The organism is Paraburkholderia hiiakae, assembly GCF_904848665.1.
Lineage (GTDB): Bacteria > Pseudomonadota > Gammaproteobacteria > Burkholderiales > Burkholderiaceae > Paraburkholderia > Paraburkholderia hiiakae.
Genome location: NZ_CAJHCQ010000006.1, coordinates 339,022 through 354,754 on the forward strand (window position 1 = coordinate 339,022; position 15,733 = coordinate 354,754).

The following is a 15,733-nucleotide window of genomic DNA, read 5'->3' on the forward strand; positions in this document are numbered from 1 at the left end:
TCCAGGTATCGTAGGGAGTCCCACGTTATGCGACAATTGAATTATCTCGATAATCTTTATGCGGAGTCGTTGTGAACACGCGAGATCTGGAAGCCTTCGTGGCGGTGGTCGAAAGCGGCTCGCTCGTGCGGGCGTCAGAGAGACTGTTTCTCACGCAGCCGGGCCTCACGCGCCGCGTGCAGAACCTGGAAACGACGCTCGGCATCGAGCTTTTGGACCGCCAGAGCAAGCCTCTCAAACCCACGGCCGCCGGCAACGAGGTGTACAGCCTCGCGCGCTCGGTCCTGCGCGCGGTCGACGACTTGATGTCGGTCGCCTCGCCGGAAACCGAACCCGCGGGCGAACTCAAGCTCGGCGTGCCGCCGTTTCTCTCGGAGCTGGCGCTCGAGCAGCCCGTCGATCAATTGCGTGGCGAGTTTCCCAAGCTGACGCTGCGTGTGAGGGCGGGCTGGTCGCCAGGGCTACTCGACGAGGTTGAGCGCGCTCGGCTCGATGTGGCGGTCATCCTGCTGCCCGCCGCCGTTGCGCCGCCGGCGAGCGTTGTCGCGACCCAGCTCGGCTACACGCCGACCCTCGTCGTCGCGGCGCGCTCGTTCGGCTTGCCTGACGAGCCCACCACGCTCGCCGCGCTCGCGCATCACCCGTGGGTGCTGAACCAGGACGGTTGCGGAATGCGCTCGGCGCTGAGCCGCGCCATGGGCACGGCGGGCCTGCCGTTCAATGTGGCGGTCGAGGCGTTCGGCTCGGAGTTGCAGCTTTCGCTGATCGCGCGCGGCATGGGCGTCGGGCTTGCCGCGCCGCAGGCGCTCGCGCGCAGCCCCCTTCGCGACCAGCTGCAGATCATCGACGCGACCGACTTCCGCTCGGGACTGAACGTATGGCTCGTGCACGGGGCGTTGCCGGGACGCCTCGTGCGGCCGGTCGCGCTCATTCGCGACGCGCTGGCTAACAAGCTGGAGATGGCCGAAATGGCGTGACGGCGCGGCGCTCAGGCGTGCGCGGCTGCGCCGCCGCCATTGCCACTGCTGCAGATGGCATCGAGTTCGGCGACCACCTCGTCGACCAGATCGAGCTGGGCTGCCGCTACGTTCTCACGCAGGTGCGCAAGCGTGGACGTGCCCGGGATCAGCAGGATGTTGGGCGAACGCCGCAGGAGCCACGCCAGCGCGAGCGCCATCGGCGTGACTTCGAGTCGAGCGGCGATCGACGAAAGCGTCGCAGACTGAATCGGCGTAAAGCCGCCGAGCGGAAAGAACGGCACGTAGGCAATGCCCTGCGCGGCCAGTGCGTCGATGAGCGCGTCGTCGTCGCGGTGCACGAGGTTGTAGTGATTCTGCACGCAGACAATCGGCACGACGCGCTGCGCCGCCGCGATTTGCGCAGCGGTGGCGTTGGACATGCCCACGTTGCGCACGAGGCCGCGCTCTCGCAGCCGGGCAAGCGCTTCGACCTGCTTTTCGACGGGCCCTTCGGAGGGCTTGTGGACATCGCCCATGATGCGCAGGTTGACCACGTCGAGTGCTTCGAGGCCCAGATTGCGCAGGTTGTCGTGCACGGCGCGCTCGATATCGACGGGTTCCAGTGCCGGCAACCACGCGCCCTTGTCGTCGCGCACGGCGCCCACCTTGGTGACGATCGTGAGGTTCTGCGCATACGGGTGCAGCGCTTCACGGATGATCTCGTTCGTCACGTGCGGGCCATAGAAGTCGCTCGTGTCGATGTGATCGACGCCCAGCGCGAGGGCCTCGCGCAGCACCGCGACGGCCTGCGCGCGGTCCTTCGGGGGCCCGAACACGCCGGGGCCGGCCAGTTGCATGGCGCCGTAGCCCATGCGGTTCACCTGACGGCCGGCCAGCTCATACGTGCTCGCGGGTTTGCGGTTCGGCATTGCGTACTCCTCGGTTGACGAATGTCCGCAGTATGGGCGCGTTCGAATTGTCCGATAATCCCGTCTGATCAGAACAGGCTGTGCATGATTTCGCACAATTCAATACGTTCGAACAGCGCGGGGTGAACGATGCCGATGGAAATGAACGATCTGGCCGCTTTCGTTTCAGTGGCGCGCGCGGGTGGTTTTCGCGATGCGGCGCGCGTGGGCGGTGTTTCAGCCTCCAGCCTGAGTGCGGCGGTGCGCAGGCTGGAGGCGAAGCTCGGGCTGCGCCTTTTGAACCGCACCACGCGCAGCGTCGCGCCGACCGAAGCGGGGCGGCGCCTGCTCGAATCGATCACGCCGCTCTTCAGCGAGATGGAAGCGGCGCTCGATGTGCTCAACGGCTACCGCGAAAAGCCGGCGGGCACGCTCAAGCTCAACGTGCCCGCGAGCGCGGCGCGCACCATTCTGCCCGGCGTGCTCGCGCCGTTTCATCGCGCGTATCCCGAGATCCGTGTGGAAGTGGTGGTGGAGGACGGCTTCGTCGACGTGCTGCAGCTCGGCTGCGACGCCGGTATTCGCTACGACGAGCGGCTGGAGCAGGACATGATCGCGATTCCCATCGGCCCGCGCGTGGAGCGCTTCGCGACGGTCGCTTCGCCCGCTTATCTCGCGGCGCGCGGGCGGCCTGAACATCCGCGCGAGTTGCTCGGGCACGCCTGCCTGCGCGTGCAGTTCGCGGGCGGCGCGCTGCCGCTCTGGCATTTCGAGCGCGATGGCGAAGTGTTGCGCCTCGATCCGCCTACGCCGCTCGTCGTGCGCCCGGGCGCCGCGCTCGACTTGCTGATCAACATGGCGCTCGACGGCGTGGGCATTGTGTATCTGTTTGAGGAGATGTTGCTGCCGCATATTCGAAGCGGCGCGCTCGTGCGCTTGCTCGACGACTGGGACGTCTCGTTTCCGGGGCCGTTTCTCTACTATCCGGGACGGCGGCACCTGCCGGCGCCGTTGCGCGCGTTCGTCGACTTCGTCAGGGAAAATGCGCAAGACGATTCGGCCTCCTGAGTTGTGTCGAATCGTTCACGTCGCCCATTCAGGGTGATGCGGCGTTGCGCCTTCATCAGTGAGCCACGGGACGTCGTGCGACGTCCAGATATGGAACTCGGGGCGCGCGCCGGGATTGTCGTCGAGCGTGGCGACGCGCAGGATCACATGCGGCTGCGCGGGACGCTCGGCCATGAGATGGCTGCCGCAGGTCGAGCAGAAATAGCGGTACTTGCCTTCGGACGACTCATAGCGTGTGAGCCGCGCCTCGCCCGCGAGCCAGCGGAAGTCTTCGCGCATCACGCGCGCCGTGCTCGCGTAGGCGCTGCCCTGCGCCTTGCGGCAGGTCACGCAATGGCAATGCGCAATCGGCGATGCAAGCCGGTTGGCTTCGTAGCGGACGGCCCCACACAGGCAGCTTCCCTTGAGTGGCATGACAACCTCGCGAACATGAGCGGATAGGGCGTCGCGCGGACCGGCTGCGACGCGAGCGGCCAGTATAAGGGCGCGTGTGGGCGCGTAAAGAGCCGGTATCGCGTTTTCGGACTCTGCCAATGTTCACGACTATGAGACGCCCGTAGATTGGGAGACTTCGCGCCGCAAGCGCTTTGCCTCTTATGAGAACGCCGATGAACACGTCCCTCGCTCAACCATCGTCCATAGACGCCGCCTGGCATGGCGCGTTGTCGGCGCACACGGCGGGCCGGCACGACGCGGCGCTCGACGCGCTCGAACGCGTGCTGGATGCCCAGCCTGCCGACGCAAGGGCTTTGGAGTTGGCCGCTCGCACGCTCGCCGGCGGCGCTCGGCACCGCGCGTCGCCGCCGTTCGCCACGCCCGAGGCGCGGGCCGACGCGTACTACACACTCGGCGCGTGGTTGTACCGCCGCGGACGCTTCGCGGCCGCCGTCCACGCGTACCGGCGCGTGCTGTCGATCCGCCCCGACGACGTGCCCGCGCGCGCCAACCTCGCCCTCGCGCTGATGAATGACGCCCGCGCTGACGAAGCCGAAGCCGAGCTTTCACGCGCGCTGGAGATCGACCCGCATCACGCCGCAGCGCTGCTCAATCAGGGCTTGCTGATGCGGCGTCTAGGCCGTCTGAAGCAAGCCGAAGCCGCGTATCTTACGGTGCTCGCGCGGCATCCGGATCACGTCGCGGCATGGAACAACCTGGGCCTGCTGTACAAGGAGATGAACCGCCTGCCTGACTCGGAGGCGGCATGCCGCCGCGCCCTGGCGCTCGACGACCGCCATGCCGAAGTCCACAACAACCTTGGCAACGCGCTTTGGCAACTCGGTCGGGTCGAGGCGTCGATCGAGCCGTATCAGCGCGCGCTCGCGCTGCGTCCCGACTACGCGGCGGCGCGCGTGAACCTGGCGTTGCCGCTGCTGCGTCTGGGCGCGTACGAGGCGGCGTGGCCGCTGTACGAAGCGCGCCACGAACCGTCGCTAGGCGAGGGCGGCGTCGCGCGCCCGCCCGTGCCGTATCCGCAGTGGCAAGGCGAAGCGCTTGCAGGCAAGTCGATTCTCGTGTGGCCCGAACAGGGCCTCGGCGACTGCCTGCAATTCTGTCGCTACGTGCCGATGCTCAAGGCGCTGGGCGCGGCGCAGGTGAGCATCGCCTGCGCGCCGGCGCTCGCGCGGTTGTTCGAAACGCTCGCGGGGGCCGACTGCGTGATTTCGCTGAACGGCCAGGGTCGCATCGAGCGCCACGACTTCTGGTGCCTGAGCATGAGCCTGCCGCTGCGCTTTGGCACCACGGTCGCGTCGATTCCGGCGCGCGTGCCGTATCTGCACGCGGACGCGTCGCACGCCGAGGCCTGGCGCAGCCGGCTGCCCGCGGGCGCCCTGAAGGTTGGCCTCGTGTGGGCCGGCAATGCGGGCGAGGACACGGCGAGTGCAAACGCCATCGACCAGCGCCGCTCGCTCGACGCCAGCGCGTTCATCCCGCTGCTGCGCACGCCGGGCGTGACCTTCGTGAGCCTGCAACTCGGTGCGACGACGCGGCCGCAGCTCGCCGTCATTCCCGCCGGCTTGCGCCCGTTCGACCCAATGGACGATGTGCGCGATTTCGCCGATACCGCGGCGATCGTCGCGAATCTCGATCTCGTGATTACCGTGGACACGTCGATGGCGCACCTGGCCGGTGCGCTCGGCAAGCCGGTGTGGGTGCTGTCGCGCTACGCGGCGTGCTGGCGCTGGCTCGGGGACCGGGTCGATTCGCCATGGTATCCAACGGCGCGGCTTTTCCGTCAGAGCGAGAACGGTGCGTGGGGCGAGGTCCTGCAGCGTGTGGAGGAGGCGCTCGCCGCGCTGGCGGGACCGCGCGCGCGGACGTAGGGAGCGAGGCAACGGCGACCCTTACCGGCAAGTTAGGTGTCGCACATTTGTAATCGTCTGGAAAGTCTATTGTTGGCTGGTTATCCGACCGCTAAAGCCGCCATGGACATCATTTCGAATACGCGTCTGCGACCGCAGTACGGAGTCTCCGGCAATCATGCGCGCGTGCGCCGCCAGATCATTTACCTCTGTTTCTTCGTGCTAGTCGTCTCGCCAGTCTTCGATGAGATCATCCGGCTCGGCAACGGGCGTTGGCACGATTTGCAGACCCCCGGTGCGCTTGGCCACGCGTTTCGGTGGTTGAGCCATTTTGTGCGTGGCGGTGAATACGGCGATTCGTGGAACGCCATGCTGGCGGCGTTGAACTGGTTTGCGCAGCATCCCGGCGGTCGGCTCTACGAACAACTTTTCTTCGTCGACCACATCAAGTTTCAATACCCGCCGAGCAGCCTGCTGCTGTTCGACTGGCTCGCGCGCATGGGTGTGAAGCTGAACAACCTCATGCTGAACGACATCAACGGGTGGGTGATTGCGTTCAATTGCGTTGTCAATGCACTGATCGCCACGAAGCTCGCCGCTCGCGAGGATTGCTATGCCCCGTTCCGGGTCCATCTCGGGATCATGGTGGCGCTCGCGACCTTGTTGTACTACCCGGTAGGCAAGGCGTTTGAACTGGGCCAGATCCAAGTCTGGATCAATGCACTATTTTCGGTGGCCGCGCTTGCGTGGCTCTCGGGGCGCAAAGGCGCGGCGGGCGTGCTGATTGGCCTCGCTTGCCTGATCAAACCGCAACTCGCGCTGTTCCTCGTATGGGGCGCTTGGCGGCGTGAGTGGCGCTTCGTGCTCGCATGGGGTGTCGTCGCGGTGGCGGGCAACCTCCTGGCAGTTGCCACCTTCGGCTGGCAGAACCACCTCGACTATCTGAGGGTGTTGCACGAGCTTTCACGCACCGGTGAGTCGTATATCGCCAACCAGTCTTTCAATGGTCTGCTCAACCGGATGTTCGCGCACGGCAACGTGGCCGTGTTCGATGCTCACGGGTTCCCGCCGTATCAACCGGCCGTCTACCTGGGCACCCTTGCCACGTCGATCATCCTGATCGCGGCTGCGCTCGTGAGGCCGCGACGCAGCGAGGCCTCGAGCCTCCAGGATTTCCTGCGCGCAGGGCTGACGTTTACGCTCGCCTCGCCGATTGCGTGGGAGCATCACTTCGGTCTGCTGCCCGTGGTCTATGTCGCGACGCTGTTCACGTTGCTGGCCCGAAAGGCGCCGAACGAGCGCGCGCTCGGGCTGACTATCCTGAGCGTATCGTTCCTTTTGACGGGACACTGGCTGGGCGGCTCCTGGACTTTTCTCGGTGTGCTCGCCCTGCTGGCAATGGTGCACTGGTCCAGCGACGGGGCGCTGCCGCAGACATCGGGCAACGCGCTTGAGCGTGGTTTTTAGCCGCGCTTAACGGCGCTTCATACCGTACTCGATGAACGTGCGGCACAGCAATTCCATGCCTTTCGCGTCCTCTTCGTCGAAGCGCGCGAGATGCGGGCTGTCCACGTCCCATACGCCGATCAGCTCGCCGTCCGGCGTGACGAGGGGCACGACGATTTCCGACTGCGAAGCCGAATCGCACGCAATATGCCCCGCAAACGCGTGCACGTCGGGGACCACCTGCGTTTGCCGCGTAGCCGCTGCCGTGCCGCATACGCCCTTGCCGATGGGAATGCGCACGCACGCCGGTTTGCCCTGGAACGGACCGACCACGAGCTCGGTGCCGTCGAACGAATAGAAGCCCGCCCAGTTCAGACCTTCGAGCGAATGAAACACGAGTGAAGCGAAGTTCGCCGCGTTCGCGATGACGTCGGTTTCGTCTTCGATCAGCGAGCGCGCCTGTGCGGCGAGCGATGCGTAGAGGGCGGGTTTGTCGGAAGGAAGGGTGTCGGAAAGCGAGAACATAAGTCGATCGATCAGGATATGCGCCGGTCCAGCGAAAGGCGCGGTGGAGCCAACCGAGAGTTTAGGCGAGATCGGGCATTGGCAGGAAATCGCCGGGCGTTCAATACTTGCTCGTGCATGGACCGTGGCGCGCACTCGTGCGATTATTCACGTTTTGTGTTGAATCTGTCCACGCCTGCGGGGCTGGTCGCTGGCGGGTTTTCAGGCATGCTGGCCCGTCAGGACAGACAGAAACGGAGAACGCGACATGAGCAAGACATTCAGAATCGCCGCTATTGCCGGTGACGGTATCGGCCAGGAAGTGATGCCCGAGGGCGTACGCGTCGTCGAGGCGGCGGCCGCGAAGTTCGGCCTGAAGCTCGAATTCACGCATTTCGACTGGGCAAGCTGCGACTACTACCTCGAGCACGGCAAGATGATGCCCGACGACTGGTTCGCCACGCTCAAGGGGTTCGACGCGATCTATTTCGGCGCGGTGGGTTGGCCGGACAAGGTGCCCGATCACATTTCGCTGTGGGGCTCGCTGCTGAAGTTCCGCCGCGAATTCGACCAGTACGTGAACCTGCGCCCGGTGCGTCTGTTGCCCGGCGTGCCGTGCCCGCTCGCCAATCGCAAGCCTGGCGACATCGACTTTTACGTGGTGCGCGAAAACACCGAGGGCGAGTACAGCTCGGTGGGCGGCAAGATGTTCGAAGGCACCGAGCGCGAATTCGTGCTGCAGGAGTCGGTGTTCACGCGTCAGGGCGTGGACCGCATTCTCAAGTACGCGTTCGAACTGGCGAACAATCGAGGCCGCAAAAAGCTCACGGCCGCGACGAAATCGAACGGCATTTCGATCAGCATGCCGTATTGGGACGAGCGCGTGGCGGCCATGGCGCAGACGTACCCGGAAGTGAAGTGGGACAAGCAGCACATCGATATTCTGTGCGCGCGCTTCGTGCTGCAGCCCGATCGCTTCGACGTGGTCGTCGCATCGAACCTCTTCGGCGATATTCTTTCGGACCTCGGCCCCGCCTGCACGGGTACGATCGGTCTGGCGGCGTCGGCGAACCTGAACCCCGAGCGCAAGTTCCCGTCGCTGTTCGAGCCGGTGCACGGTTCCGCGCCCGACATCTTCGGCAAGCAGATCGCCAACCCCATCGCGATGATCTGGTCGGGCGCCATGATGCTCGACTTCCTCGGCAACGGCGACGCGCAATACAAGGCCGCGCACGACGCGATCATGCAGGCCATCGAGAAGGTGCTGGTGGAAGGCCCGCGCACGCCCGACATGGGCGGCACGGCGAACACGACCGCGCTGGGCGAAGCGGTAGCCGCCGCGCTGTGACGCACATGCCCGACGCACCGAAAGCACCGAAAGCCGTAGCGTCGCCCGAGCTCGATGACTTGCGCGTGTTCTGCATGGTCGCGCGCAAGGCGAGTTTCAGCGCGGCGGCAGAAGCGCTTGCGGCGTCGCCGGCCTATGTGAGCAAGCGCGTGGGCGTGCTCGAGGCGCGTCTCGGCACGCGCCTGTTGCACCGCTCGACGCGGCGTGTCGCGATGACCGAGGCGGGCGAGCGCGTCTATGCGTCGGCCGGCAAGATCCTCGACGACGTCGAGCGGCTCGTGGATGACGTCTCCACCACGCGGCGCATTCCGCGCGGCACGCTGCGCGTGTCGAGCAGCTTCGGCTTTGGCCGCAATTTCGTCGCGCCTGCGCTCGCGAGCCTTTCCGAGCGGTATGCCCAACTGAGCGTGCGGCTCGAACTGTTCGACCGGCTCGTCGACGTGGCAGGCGAGGGCTTCGACCTCGACGTGCGTATCGGCGACGAGATCGCCGGCCATCTGATCGCGCGGCGTCTCGCCACGAACTATCGCGTGCTATGCGCGGCGCCCGCGTATCTCGCGCGGCGCGGCGCGCCCCAGGAGGTCGCCGATCTCGCGGAGCATGCGTGTCTCGCGATCAAGGAGCGTGATCATCCGTTTGGCGTATGGCGCTTGGACGCGCATGGCGAACCGGTTTCAGTCAAGGTGGCTGGACCGCTCTCCACCAATCACGGCGAGGTGGCTGTGCAGTGGGCGCTGGCGGGGCGCGGCGTCGTGCTGCGCTCGATGTGGGACGTGGCGCCCTTGCTGGAAAGCGGGCGCCTGCAGCGCGTGCTGCCCGGCGTCACGCAGCCGGCCAATGTCTGGGCCGTGTACCCGGCGCGGCTCGCGCAGTCTGCGAAAGTGCGCGTGTGCGTGAATCATCTGGAGGAAACGTTCGCGCGCATCGGCATTTCCGCACCTGCGAACGAGGACGAGGACGAGGGCGGGCGCTAGCGAGCGTGAGCGGCTACCTTACTCGCCTTCGGGGATATCGAGCGCTTTGCGCTCGCGCCGTTCCTCGTTGCCGCGCCGCGCGCGCTGCCGCTGGCGCGAAAGCACGGTGATGATCTGGCCGGTGGTGGCGTCGGCAGGAATTTCATTGCGGATCACGTTCGCCACCAACGGCAGCCCCTTGCGCTGGCGGCGCAGCGCCTGCGCGATCGCCTGACGGCACGCTGGCCCGTGGCAATCCCATTCGTCGCGCAATTTTCCGCAGTAACGGCAGGTGTCCATGCGTCCCAGTTTACCCAAAATCCAATGAGGGTTTCGGGGCGCGATCATCGCGCGCCGTGCTTGTGCCTGCCGTGCCTGCTTGTGTGCCGCTTACCGCGGGCCGGCGGTATGATCGGCAGCGGACTGGGTGGGACCGCAGTTGGACATTTCGTGGCGGGAGCGGCAGATGACGGCGATCGGCGTAGTCCTGTTCGACATGGAAGGCGTGCTGTCCCACTACGATCGCGAGGCGCGTGTGGCGAGCCTCGCGGCCTCCACTGGCGCGCCGCCTGCAACCGTGCGCCACGCAATCTGGGGCTCGGGCCTCGAGGCGCGCGCCGACGCGGGTGAGATCGACCCGGATGCTTATCTGCGCGCGCTCGGCGTCATGCTCGGCTGCGAAGTGGGCCGCGACGTGTGGCTCGCTTCGCGGCGCGCCTCGATCACGCCGAACGAGGCGGCGCTCGCTTTGGCGCAGCGCGTGGCCGTGCGGTGCCGCATTGCTGTGCTCACCAACAATTGCTCGCTCGTCACGCATCACCTCGATTATCTGAATCCGCCCGTTGCGCGGCTTTTCGGTTCGCAGATCTATTCGTCGGCGACATTCGGCGCGGTCAAGCCGGCTGCGCAGACCTATCTTGGCTGCGTGGCAGAGCTCGGCGCCCAGCCACAGGAAACGCTTTTCATCGACGACAGCGAAGCAAATGTGACGGGCGCGCTCGACGCGGGTTTGCAGGCGTGTCACTTCGTCGAAGCCGATTCGCTCGCGCGTGACCTTGCGCGGCTCGGGTTGATCGAAGGTTGATCGACGGTTGATGGCGAACATACGGGAGCATGCGATGAAGATGCAATGGCACTGGAACCTGGTCGCGACGCTCTGGCTGTGCGCGTTCGCGCCGCTTGCCTCGGGGCAAGTACTGGGCGCGCCCGCGGCGCCAGGACCTGCGCCTGGCGCGCCGCTCGTCTACGTGACGGATTTCGAACTCGACGCGGGCAACGTCAAACAGGATTCGAATCCTGTGGAGAATGCGCGCGAGCACATGGGCGGCCTGCTGCCAAGGCCGCTGTTGCGCCACCGCGACCCGCAGCAGCAGGCCGATCAAGTCGTCACGAAAATGGCCGATGCGCTGGTGAATGACCTGCGCGCGAAAGGCCTCGACGCACGCCGCCTGCACAGTGGCGCGCCGCTGCCCGCACAGGGCTGGCTGGTGCGCGGCGTATTCTTGAGCGTGGACGAAGGCAACAGCTTGCGGCGCGCGGTGGTGGGCTTCGGTTCGGGCGCAAGCCAGATCGAGCTGGCGGTGGCCGTGGACGACCTCGCCACCCAGGCGCCGCAGCCGCTTTATCAGGTGATCGACAGCGAGTCGAGCCACGCGAAGCCGGGCGCCGGCGCGGCTATCGCACTCAATCCCTATGTGGCCGCGGCCAAATTCGTGCTGGCGCGCGCCGATGACCGCAAGAACGTGGACCGGGCGGCGGCCGAAGTGGCCGATTCGGTCGCGGCGCGCGTGAGAGCAGCGCCGCAATGACGACGCCCTGGCCTCAGCCGCGCGGCGGAATGTTGAGCCCGCGCTCGACCGCCGGCCGCGCGAGGTACGCCTCGAGCACGCGTGCGACGTTCCTGAAATCGGCGTAACCCACAAGGTCGCCGGCCTCGTAGAAGCCAACAAGGTTGCGCACCCAACCAAACGTGGCGATGTCGGCAATGGTGTACTCGTCGCCCATGATCCACTTGCGCCCCTCAAGGCGCTGGTCGAGCACGGCGAGCAGACGCCGCGATTCGGCGACGTAGCGGTCGCGCGGACGCTTGTCCTCGTACTCCTTGCCCGCGAATTTGTGGAAGAAGCCCACCTGGCCGAACATCGGGCCAATGCCGCCCATCTGGAACATGACCCACTGGATCGTTTCGTAGCGCGCCGCGCCTTCGCGGGCGAGGAAGCGGCCGCACTTGTCGGCGAGATAGATGAGGATCGCGCCCGACTCGAAGAGCGCGAGCGGCTCGCCGCTTGGACCGTTCGGATCGAGGATCGCGGGAATCTTGTTGTTGGGGTTCAGCGAGAGGAATTCCGGCGACATCTGGTCGTTCGAGTCGAAGCGCACCAGATGCGGCTCGTAGGGCAGGCCGCTTTCCTCCAGCATGATCGAGACCTTGACGCCGTTGGGCGTGGGCAGCGAGTACAGCTGGATGCGCTCGGGATGAAGCGCCGGCCACTTGCGGGTGATGGGAAATGCGGAAAGGTCGTTCATGCGATGTCCTTGCAGTCCAGAGAGTCGTTCAGCGCCAGGGCGCGAGCCGAGCAAGGCCCGCCACGGCCTGATTGAGAGGCGGGAGTGGATTCAGGCCGCCAAGTTTAGTGGAAATGGCGCGCGCCGTCTTTTCGCCGCAAGACGCGGCTTACACGCTGCCTTCACGCTCGACCACGAGAATGCGCGCCTCGCCCGCGGATGCGCGACATGCTCGCAGCCCACGCCCGCGAAGAACACGTCGCCGGCTTCGAGCACCGCGACCTCTTCCACACCGTCTTCGCGGTAATGCATGTCGACCACGCCGTCGAGCACGGCGAACACTTCCTCGCCATCGTTGACGTGCCATTTGTACGGCTGGTCGGTCCAGTGCAGGCGCACGGTGGTGCCGCTCATGTTGGCGATGTCGAGCGCGCCCCAGGGGCGGCTGGCAGTGAAGGTTCTGGAGCGGATGACTTTCATGGCTGTACGGGCTTGGACGCGATCATGCGGCGCCGCGAAGTGGCGCTCAAGGATTCGCAGGGATGGATTGCGCGAGACTCATCAGATTGAGCGGCGCGACGCGAATGAGGCCGCCGCGCGGGCTGTCGATATCGGCGATGAGCGTGAGTGACAGCGTGACCGTAATGGGCAGGACAAGCAGCAGTACGCGCCTGCCGACCTCGCCGTGCGCGCCGTAGCCCTGCATCAGGTTGCTGAAGATGGCGATGACGATCATCAGCGACCACGCGGCGACGGGAATGCGATTGATCCACGCGGCCTGCGTGTAGCCCTGGGCGTTGATGACGTCGTTCATGCCGCCGACCACGAGCGCCATCACCGGATTTGGCTGCGCCTTCGCGGCGTCGCGCACGTTCGCCCAGAGCTGCGTCTGGAGCTCGCTGGTGTTGCGGTTGAGCTGATCGAGTCTGGCAGCGTCGTGCACAACATAGAACTGGATGCGCGCCTGAAGGTAGCGCGCGAGCAGTGCCTTGGTCTGGGCAGCCGTCTCGGCGCCAAGCAGATCGGCGCGCAGGTATTCCGTGCCGATCGCATTGGCTTCATCTTCCTCCAGGTTCTTGCGCTGGTCGTAGCGGCTCACGGCCATCGAGAGCGCGAACCCGATCAAGAGCGCGAGCAGCGTGAGCGTCGCGCCCTGCACGATCCTGTAGTTCTCGCGCGCCTCCTCGGCGAGCGGGAAGTGTCGGTGCAGTACGCTCGTGCCCAGCCCGGCGGCAAGCGGCAGTACCACGATCAGCACGATGAACAGAAGCGCAGGGCGCTGGAGGATGAGCGGCGTCATAAAGTCTCCGCGAGGCGCGTGAGAGGGACGAAGGCGCTGCAATGCAAATCGGCGTCGCCCGCGTGAGGCGGGGCGACGCCGATTCTACGACACATCCGCGCGCCGGCGCGGGACGCTGTCAGCGCTTCAGCGCGCCGCGCGTTGCGGCCACAGCGTGCGGCCCCAGAACGTCAGCGAGCGGTCCCACGCGAGCTGTGCCCAGACCGGGTCGTACTGCGTGATGGCGATGCGGGTCGGGCCCACGGCGGTCTCGTTCGCGAACGCGTGATGGGCAAGATAGCGATGGAATTCGACATCGACGTTGGCGTTCTTGAGCTTCGTTTCGAGCTCCGCCACGGTTTCGATGTTGAACGCCTGGTCCTGGGTCGCGAAGTGGCCGAGGACGGGTGCGGTGATCTTGCTCGCATCGATGTAGTCGAGCGGCGGGAAGCCGTACCACACCACGGCGCCCGAAAGGCCCGGGATCATGGTTGCCGCGAGCAGCGTGAGCGCGCCGCCCATGCAGTAGCCCGTCACGCCCACGCGGTCCGTGAGCGTCTTCAGATAATTGACCGCGCCGAACACGTCCTGCGAGGCCGCGTCGGCGAAGTCGAGACCCGTCATCAGATGGTGGGCCTCTTCCTGTTCGACCGTGCTCTTGCCGCGATACAGGTCGGGCACGAGCGCGAGGTAGCCCGCCTGCGCGAGCCGGTCGGCCACGCCGCGGATCTGGTCGTTCAAACCCCACCACTCCTGGATCACGACGATGGCGGGCGCGCCTTCGGTCTTTTCCGGCCTGGCGAGATAACCCTGGAGCGACTGGCCGTCAGGGCGGGTAAAGGAAATCATGGAACCGGCGGACTGTTTCATTTGGGGCAACCCTCGGTGAGTCGGTTGAACGAAAGACGCAAGCATAGCGCTTGCGTACGGGATTTGTGTGTGTGCACCTGAGGCGCTCATTCGCCGATCAGATGCAGCACGATATCGCGCGTGTGCGCCGCGCGCCGATGTTCGAACACATAGATGCCCTGCCACGTGCCCAGCACGGGACTGCCGTGCTCGACCGGAATCGAGAGCTGCGTGTGCGTGGCCGCGGCGCGTGGCTGGCGGGCCGTCACGGCAATTTGAACCTTCAAGCATAGCGCAGGTGCGCCCGACGCGCAGAACGCTCCCGCGGCCAGCGTACGATGCTGGTACGATGTCGGCCTGGCCGGCGACTGCCCCGGCCGAGCGCACACGAAGGAGAAAACCGCTTGAACCTCACCCGCTTCGCGAAAGCACGCCACGCCACCAAGGCGTTCGATCCCGCCCGCAAGATTCCCGCCGCTGTCATCGATGAACTCAAGGAGCTGATCCGCTTCAGCCCTTCGTCGGTGAACTCGCAGCCGTGGCATTTCGTGCTGGCGCAAAGCGACGCTGCACGCGCGCGTATCGCCCGGGGCATGGAAGGTTTCGCATACAACGAACCGAAGGTCACGCGCGCCTCGCACGTGGTGGTGCTGTGCGTGCGCACCGACATGGACGAAGCCCACCTCGCCGACGTGCTCGCGCAGGAAGAAGCGGACGGCCGCTTCGCCAATGCCGAAGCGAAAGCGGGTCAGGAAAAGACGCGCTCGTTCTACGTCAACCTGCATCGCGAGCGCGATGACCTGCCCGCGTGGATGGAGAAGCAGGCGTATCTCGCGCTCGGCACGCTGCTGATCGGCGCATCGACGCTCGAAATCGACGCCTGCCCGATGGAAGGCTTCGACGCCCGTGCGCTCGACGAGGAACTGGGCCTGCGCGAGCAGGGCCTCACCGCGCTCGTGGTGATTGGCCTTGGCTACCGTGGTGCCGATGACTTCAACGCGAAGCTGCCGAAGTCGCGCTTGTCTGCGGCTTCGGTATTTACCGATCTGGGTTGATTCGCGAAGGGTTTCGCCGCGCTCGCAGAAAGCGCGGCGATTGACACCGCCCGAAGCCACGCGGGAGCCGCATCAGGAGCATTCGTCCATGCAGGGTATCAAACGCCGGGTTGTGTACCTCACGTTGTTCGAAGGCATCGCGATCCTGATTACCGGCTCGAGCTTCGCCTCGCTCTCGGGCAGCGGCATGAACCGCGCGGGCGCCGCGGCGGTGTTTTCCTCGCTGATCGCGGTGGGCTGGAACTTCGTCTACAACCTGCTGTTCGAGCGCTGGGAAGCGCGCCAGACGAAACGCGGCCGCAGCGTCGCGCGCCGCCTGGCGCATGCGGTCGGCTTCGAGGGCGGCCTCGTGGTGTTTCTCGTGCCGATGATCGCGCTCACGCTGCAAGTCCCGTTGATCGAGGCGTTCGTGATGGATATCGGGCTGTCGGTGTTCTTTCTCGTCTACAACTACGTCTACAACTTGATCTTCGATGCCGTGTTCGGGCTACCGGCCTCCGCCATGCCCGTGACGACCGCTTCGGAAACGCAACCGCGCGCGTAGCGCGGGCTCTCTCGA

17 protein-coding genes and 2 pseudogenes are annotated in these 15,733 nt (G+C 65.8%); 10 read left to right on the forward strand and 9 right to left on the reverse strand.

The window, feature by feature from the left end:
- Positions 1-71 precede the first annotated feature (71 nt).
- Positions 72-977, forward strand: coding sequence for a LysR family transcriptional regulator (locus JMY28_RS14550; protein WP_201696624.1), 906 nt, complete (start codon positions 72-74; stop codon positions 975-977).
- Positions 978-988: 11 nt separating this feature from the next.
- Here the strand turns inward: JMY28_RS14550 and JMY28_RS14555 are convergent, their stop codons facing one another.
- Complete coding sequence (locus JMY28_RS14555) at positions 989-1,888, reverse strand: aldo/keto reductase family oxidoreductase (RefSeq protein ID WP_201696625.1); 900 nt, start codon at positions 1,886-1,888, stop codon at positions 989-991.
- Between the two features lie 135 nt (positions 1,889-2,023).
- Here JMY28_RS14555 and JMY28_RS14560 point away from each other — a divergent pair, with 135 nt between their 5' ends.
- Complete coding sequence (locus tag JMY28_RS14560) at positions 2,024-2,935, forward strand: LysR family transcriptional regulator (protein ID WP_201696626.1); 912 nt, start codon at positions 2,024-2,026, stop codon at positions 2,933-2,935.
- A 15-nt stretch (positions 2,936-2,950) separates the two neighbouring features.
- Here the strand turns inward: JMY28_RS14560 and JMY28_RS14565 are convergent, their stop codons facing one another.
- Entirely contained in the window at positions 2,951-3,349 is a 399-nt protein-coding gene (locus JMY28_RS14565; RefSeq protein WP_201696627.1) for a GFA family protein, read from the reverse strand.
- A 194-nt stretch (positions 3,350-3,543) separates the two neighbouring features.
- Here JMY28_RS14565 and JMY28_RS14570 point away from each other — a divergent pair, with 194 nt between their 5' ends.
- Complete coding sequence (locus JMY28_RS14570; protein ID WP_201696628.1) at positions 3,544-5,256, forward strand: tetratricopeptide repeat protein; 1,713 nt, start codon at positions 3,544-3,546, stop codon at positions 5,254-5,256.
- Positions 5,257-5,358: 102 nt separating this feature from the next.
- Positions 5,359-6,702 (forward strand): glycosyltransferase family 87 protein, encoded by a 1,344-nt coding sequence (locus JMY28_RS14575; RefSeq protein WP_201696629.1) that lies wholly within the window; start codon positions 5,359-5,361, stop codon positions 6,700-6,702.
- A gap of 6 nt (positions 6,703-6,708) precedes the next feature.
- Here the strand turns inward: JMY28_RS14575 and JMY28_RS14580 are convergent, their stop codons facing one another.
- Positions 6,709-7,206, reverse strand: coding sequence for a GAF domain-containing protein (locus JMY28_RS14580; protein WP_201696630.1), 498 nt, complete (start codon positions 7,204-7,206; stop codon positions 6,709-6,711).
- Between the two features lie 247 nt (positions 7,207-7,453).
- Here JMY28_RS14580 and JMY28_RS14585 point away from each other — a divergent pair, with 247 nt between their 5' ends.
- Positions 7,454-8,533 carry a tartrate dehydrogenase gene (locus tag JMY28_RS14585; RefSeq protein ID WP_201696631.1) on the forward strand — a complete coding sequence of 360 codons (1,080 nt, stop codon included), beginning with the start codon at positions 7,454-7,456 and terminating at the stop codon, positions 8,531-8,533.
- 5 nt (positions 8,534-8,538) lie between these two features.
- Positions 8,539-9,507 carry a LysR substrate-binding domain-containing protein gene (locus tag JMY28_RS14590; protein WP_201696632.1) on the forward strand — a complete coding sequence of 323 codons (969 nt, stop codon included), beginning with the start codon at positions 8,539-8,541 and terminating at the stop codon, positions 9,505-9,507.
- 18 nt (positions 9,508-9,525) lie between these two features.
- On the opposite strand, the gene JMY28_RS14595 is transcribed toward JMY28_RS14590, so the two are convergent.
- Positions 9,526-9,786, reverse strand: coding sequence for a hypothetical protein (locus tag JMY28_RS14595; protein ID WP_201696688.1), 261 nt, complete (start codon positions 9,784-9,786; stop codon positions 9,526-9,528).
- Between the two features lie 166 nt (positions 9,787-9,952).
- On the opposite strand from JMY28_RS14595, the gene JMY28_RS14600 reads away from it, so the two are divergent.
- The gene (locus JMY28_RS14600) at positions 9,953-10,570 is read left to right on the forward strand and encodes an HAD family hydrolase (RefSeq protein WP_201696633.1); all 618 of its coding nucleotides are present in this window, start codon (positions 9,953-9,955) and stop codon (positions 10,568-10,570) included.
- A 34-nt stretch (positions 10,571-10,604) separates the two neighbouring features.
- Positions 10,605-11,294, forward strand: coding sequence for a DUF4410 domain-containing protein (locus tag JMY28_RS14605; RefSeq protein WP_201696634.1), 690 nt, complete (start codon positions 10,605-10,607; stop codon positions 11,292-11,294).
- A 13-nt stretch (positions 11,295-11,307) separates the two neighbouring features.
- On the opposite strand, the gene JMY28_RS14610 is transcribed toward JMY28_RS14605, so the two are convergent.
- From JMY28_RS14610 to JMY28_RS14630, 5 genes and pseudogenes are all read right to left on the reverse strand, one after another.
- A complete protein-coding gene (locus tag JMY28_RS14610) occupies positions 11,308-12,012 on the reverse strand; it encodes a glutathione S-transferase N-terminal domain-containing protein (protein WP_201696635.1) in 705 nt (234 codons plus the stop codon).
- A gap of 148 nt (positions 12,013-12,160) precedes the next feature.
- A pseudogene (locus JMY28_RS14615) lies at positions 12,161-12,471 on the reverse strand (cupin).
- Between the two features lie 46 nt (positions 12,472-12,517).
- Positions 12,518-13,291: a bestrophin-like domain gene (locus tag JMY28_RS14620; RefSeq protein ID WP_201696636.1), complete on the reverse strand. Its 774-nt coding sequence runs from the start codon at positions 13,289-13,291 to the stop codon at positions 12,518-12,520.
- A gap of 126 nt (positions 13,292-13,417) precedes the next feature.
- Positions 13,418-14,140, reverse strand: coding sequence for a dienelactone hydrolase family protein (locus tag JMY28_RS14625; RefSeq protein ID WP_201696637.1), 723 nt, complete (start codon positions 14,138-14,140; stop codon positions 13,418-13,420).
- A gap of 86 nt (positions 14,141-14,226) precedes the next feature.
- A pseudogene (locus JMY28_RS14630) lies at positions 14,227-14,370 on the reverse strand (YjbQ family protein); the annotation flags it as partial.
- A 153-nt stretch (positions 14,371-14,523) separates the two neighbouring features.
- Here JMY28_RS14630 and nfsB point away from each other — a divergent pair.
- Both nfsB and JMY28_RS14640 read left to right on the forward strand, forming a co-directional pair.
- Positions 14,524-15,174 (forward strand): oxygen-insensitive NAD(P)H nitroreductase, encoded by a 651-nt coding sequence (gene nfsB / locus JMY28_RS14635; RefSeq protein ID WP_201696638.1) that lies wholly within the window; start codon positions 14,524-14,526, stop codon positions 15,172-15,174.
- Between the two features lie 88 nt (positions 15,175-15,262).
- Entirely contained in the window at positions 15,263-15,718 is a 456-nt protein-coding gene (locus tag JMY28_RS14640) for a PACE efflux transporter (protein WP_201696639.1), read from the forward strand.
- The last annotated feature ends 15 nt before the right edge of the window (positions 15,719-15,733 follow it).

Coding starts and splice junctions, on each gene's coding strand:
- JMY28_RS14625 (WP_201696637.1), bottom strand. CDS start 14,140: ATGAAACAGTCCGCCGGTTCCATGATTTCCTTTACCCGCCCTGACGGC.
- JMY28_RS14580 (WP_201696630.1), bottom strand. CDS start 7,206: ATGTTCTCGCTTTCCGACACCCTTCCTTCCGACAAACCCGCCCTCTAC.
- JMY28_RS14620 (WP_201696636.1), bottom strand. CDS start 13,291: ATGACGCCGCTCATCCTCCAGCGCCCTGCGCTTCTGTTCATCGTGCTG.
- JMY28_RS14605 (WP_201696634.1), top strand. CDS start 10,605: ATGAAGATGCAATGGCACTGGAACCTGGTCGCGACGCTCTGGCTGTGC.
- JMY28_RS14640 (WP_201696639.1), top strand. CDS start 15,263: ATGCAGGGTATCAAACGCCGGGTTGTGTACCTCACGTTGTTCGAAGGC.
- JMY28_RS14585 (WP_201696631.1), top strand. CDS start 7,454: ATGAGCAAGACATTCAGAATCGCCGCTATTGCCGGTGACGGTATCGGC.
- JMY28_RS14590 (WP_201696632.1), top strand. CDS start 8,539: ATGCCCGACGCACCGAAAGCACCGAAAGCCGTAGCGTCGCCCGAGCTC.
- JMY28_RS14610 (WP_201696635.1), bottom strand. CDS start 12,012: ATGAACGACCTTTCCGCATTTCCCATCACCCGCAAGTGGCCGGCGCTT.
- JMY28_RS14565 (WP_201696627.1), bottom strand. CDS start 3,349: ATGCCACTCAAGGGAAGCTGCCTGTGTGGGGCCGTCCGCTACGAAGCC.
- JMY28_RS14600 (WP_201696633.1), top strand. CDS start 9,953: ATGACGGCGATCGGCGTAGTCCTGTTCGACATGGAAGGCGTGCTGTCC.
- JMY28_RS14570 (WP_201696628.1), top strand. CDS start 3,544: ATGAACACGTCCCTCGCTCAACCATCGTCCATAGACGCCGCCTGGCAT.
- JMY28_RS14555 (WP_201696625.1), bottom strand. CDS start 1,888: ATGCCGAACCGCAAACCCGCGAGCACGTATGAGCTGGCCGGCCGTCAG.
- JMY28_RS14575 (WP_201696629.1), top strand. CDS start 5,359: ATGGACATCATTTCGAATACGCGTCTGCGACCGCAGTACGGAGTCTCC.
- JMY28_RS14595 (WP_201696688.1), bottom strand. CDS start 9,786: ATGGACACCTGCCGTTACTGCGGAAAATTGCGCGACGAATGGGATTGC.
- JMY28_RS14560 (WP_201696626.1), top strand. CDS start 2,024: ATGGAAATGAACGATCTGGCCGCTTTCGTTTCAGTGGCGCGCGCGGGT.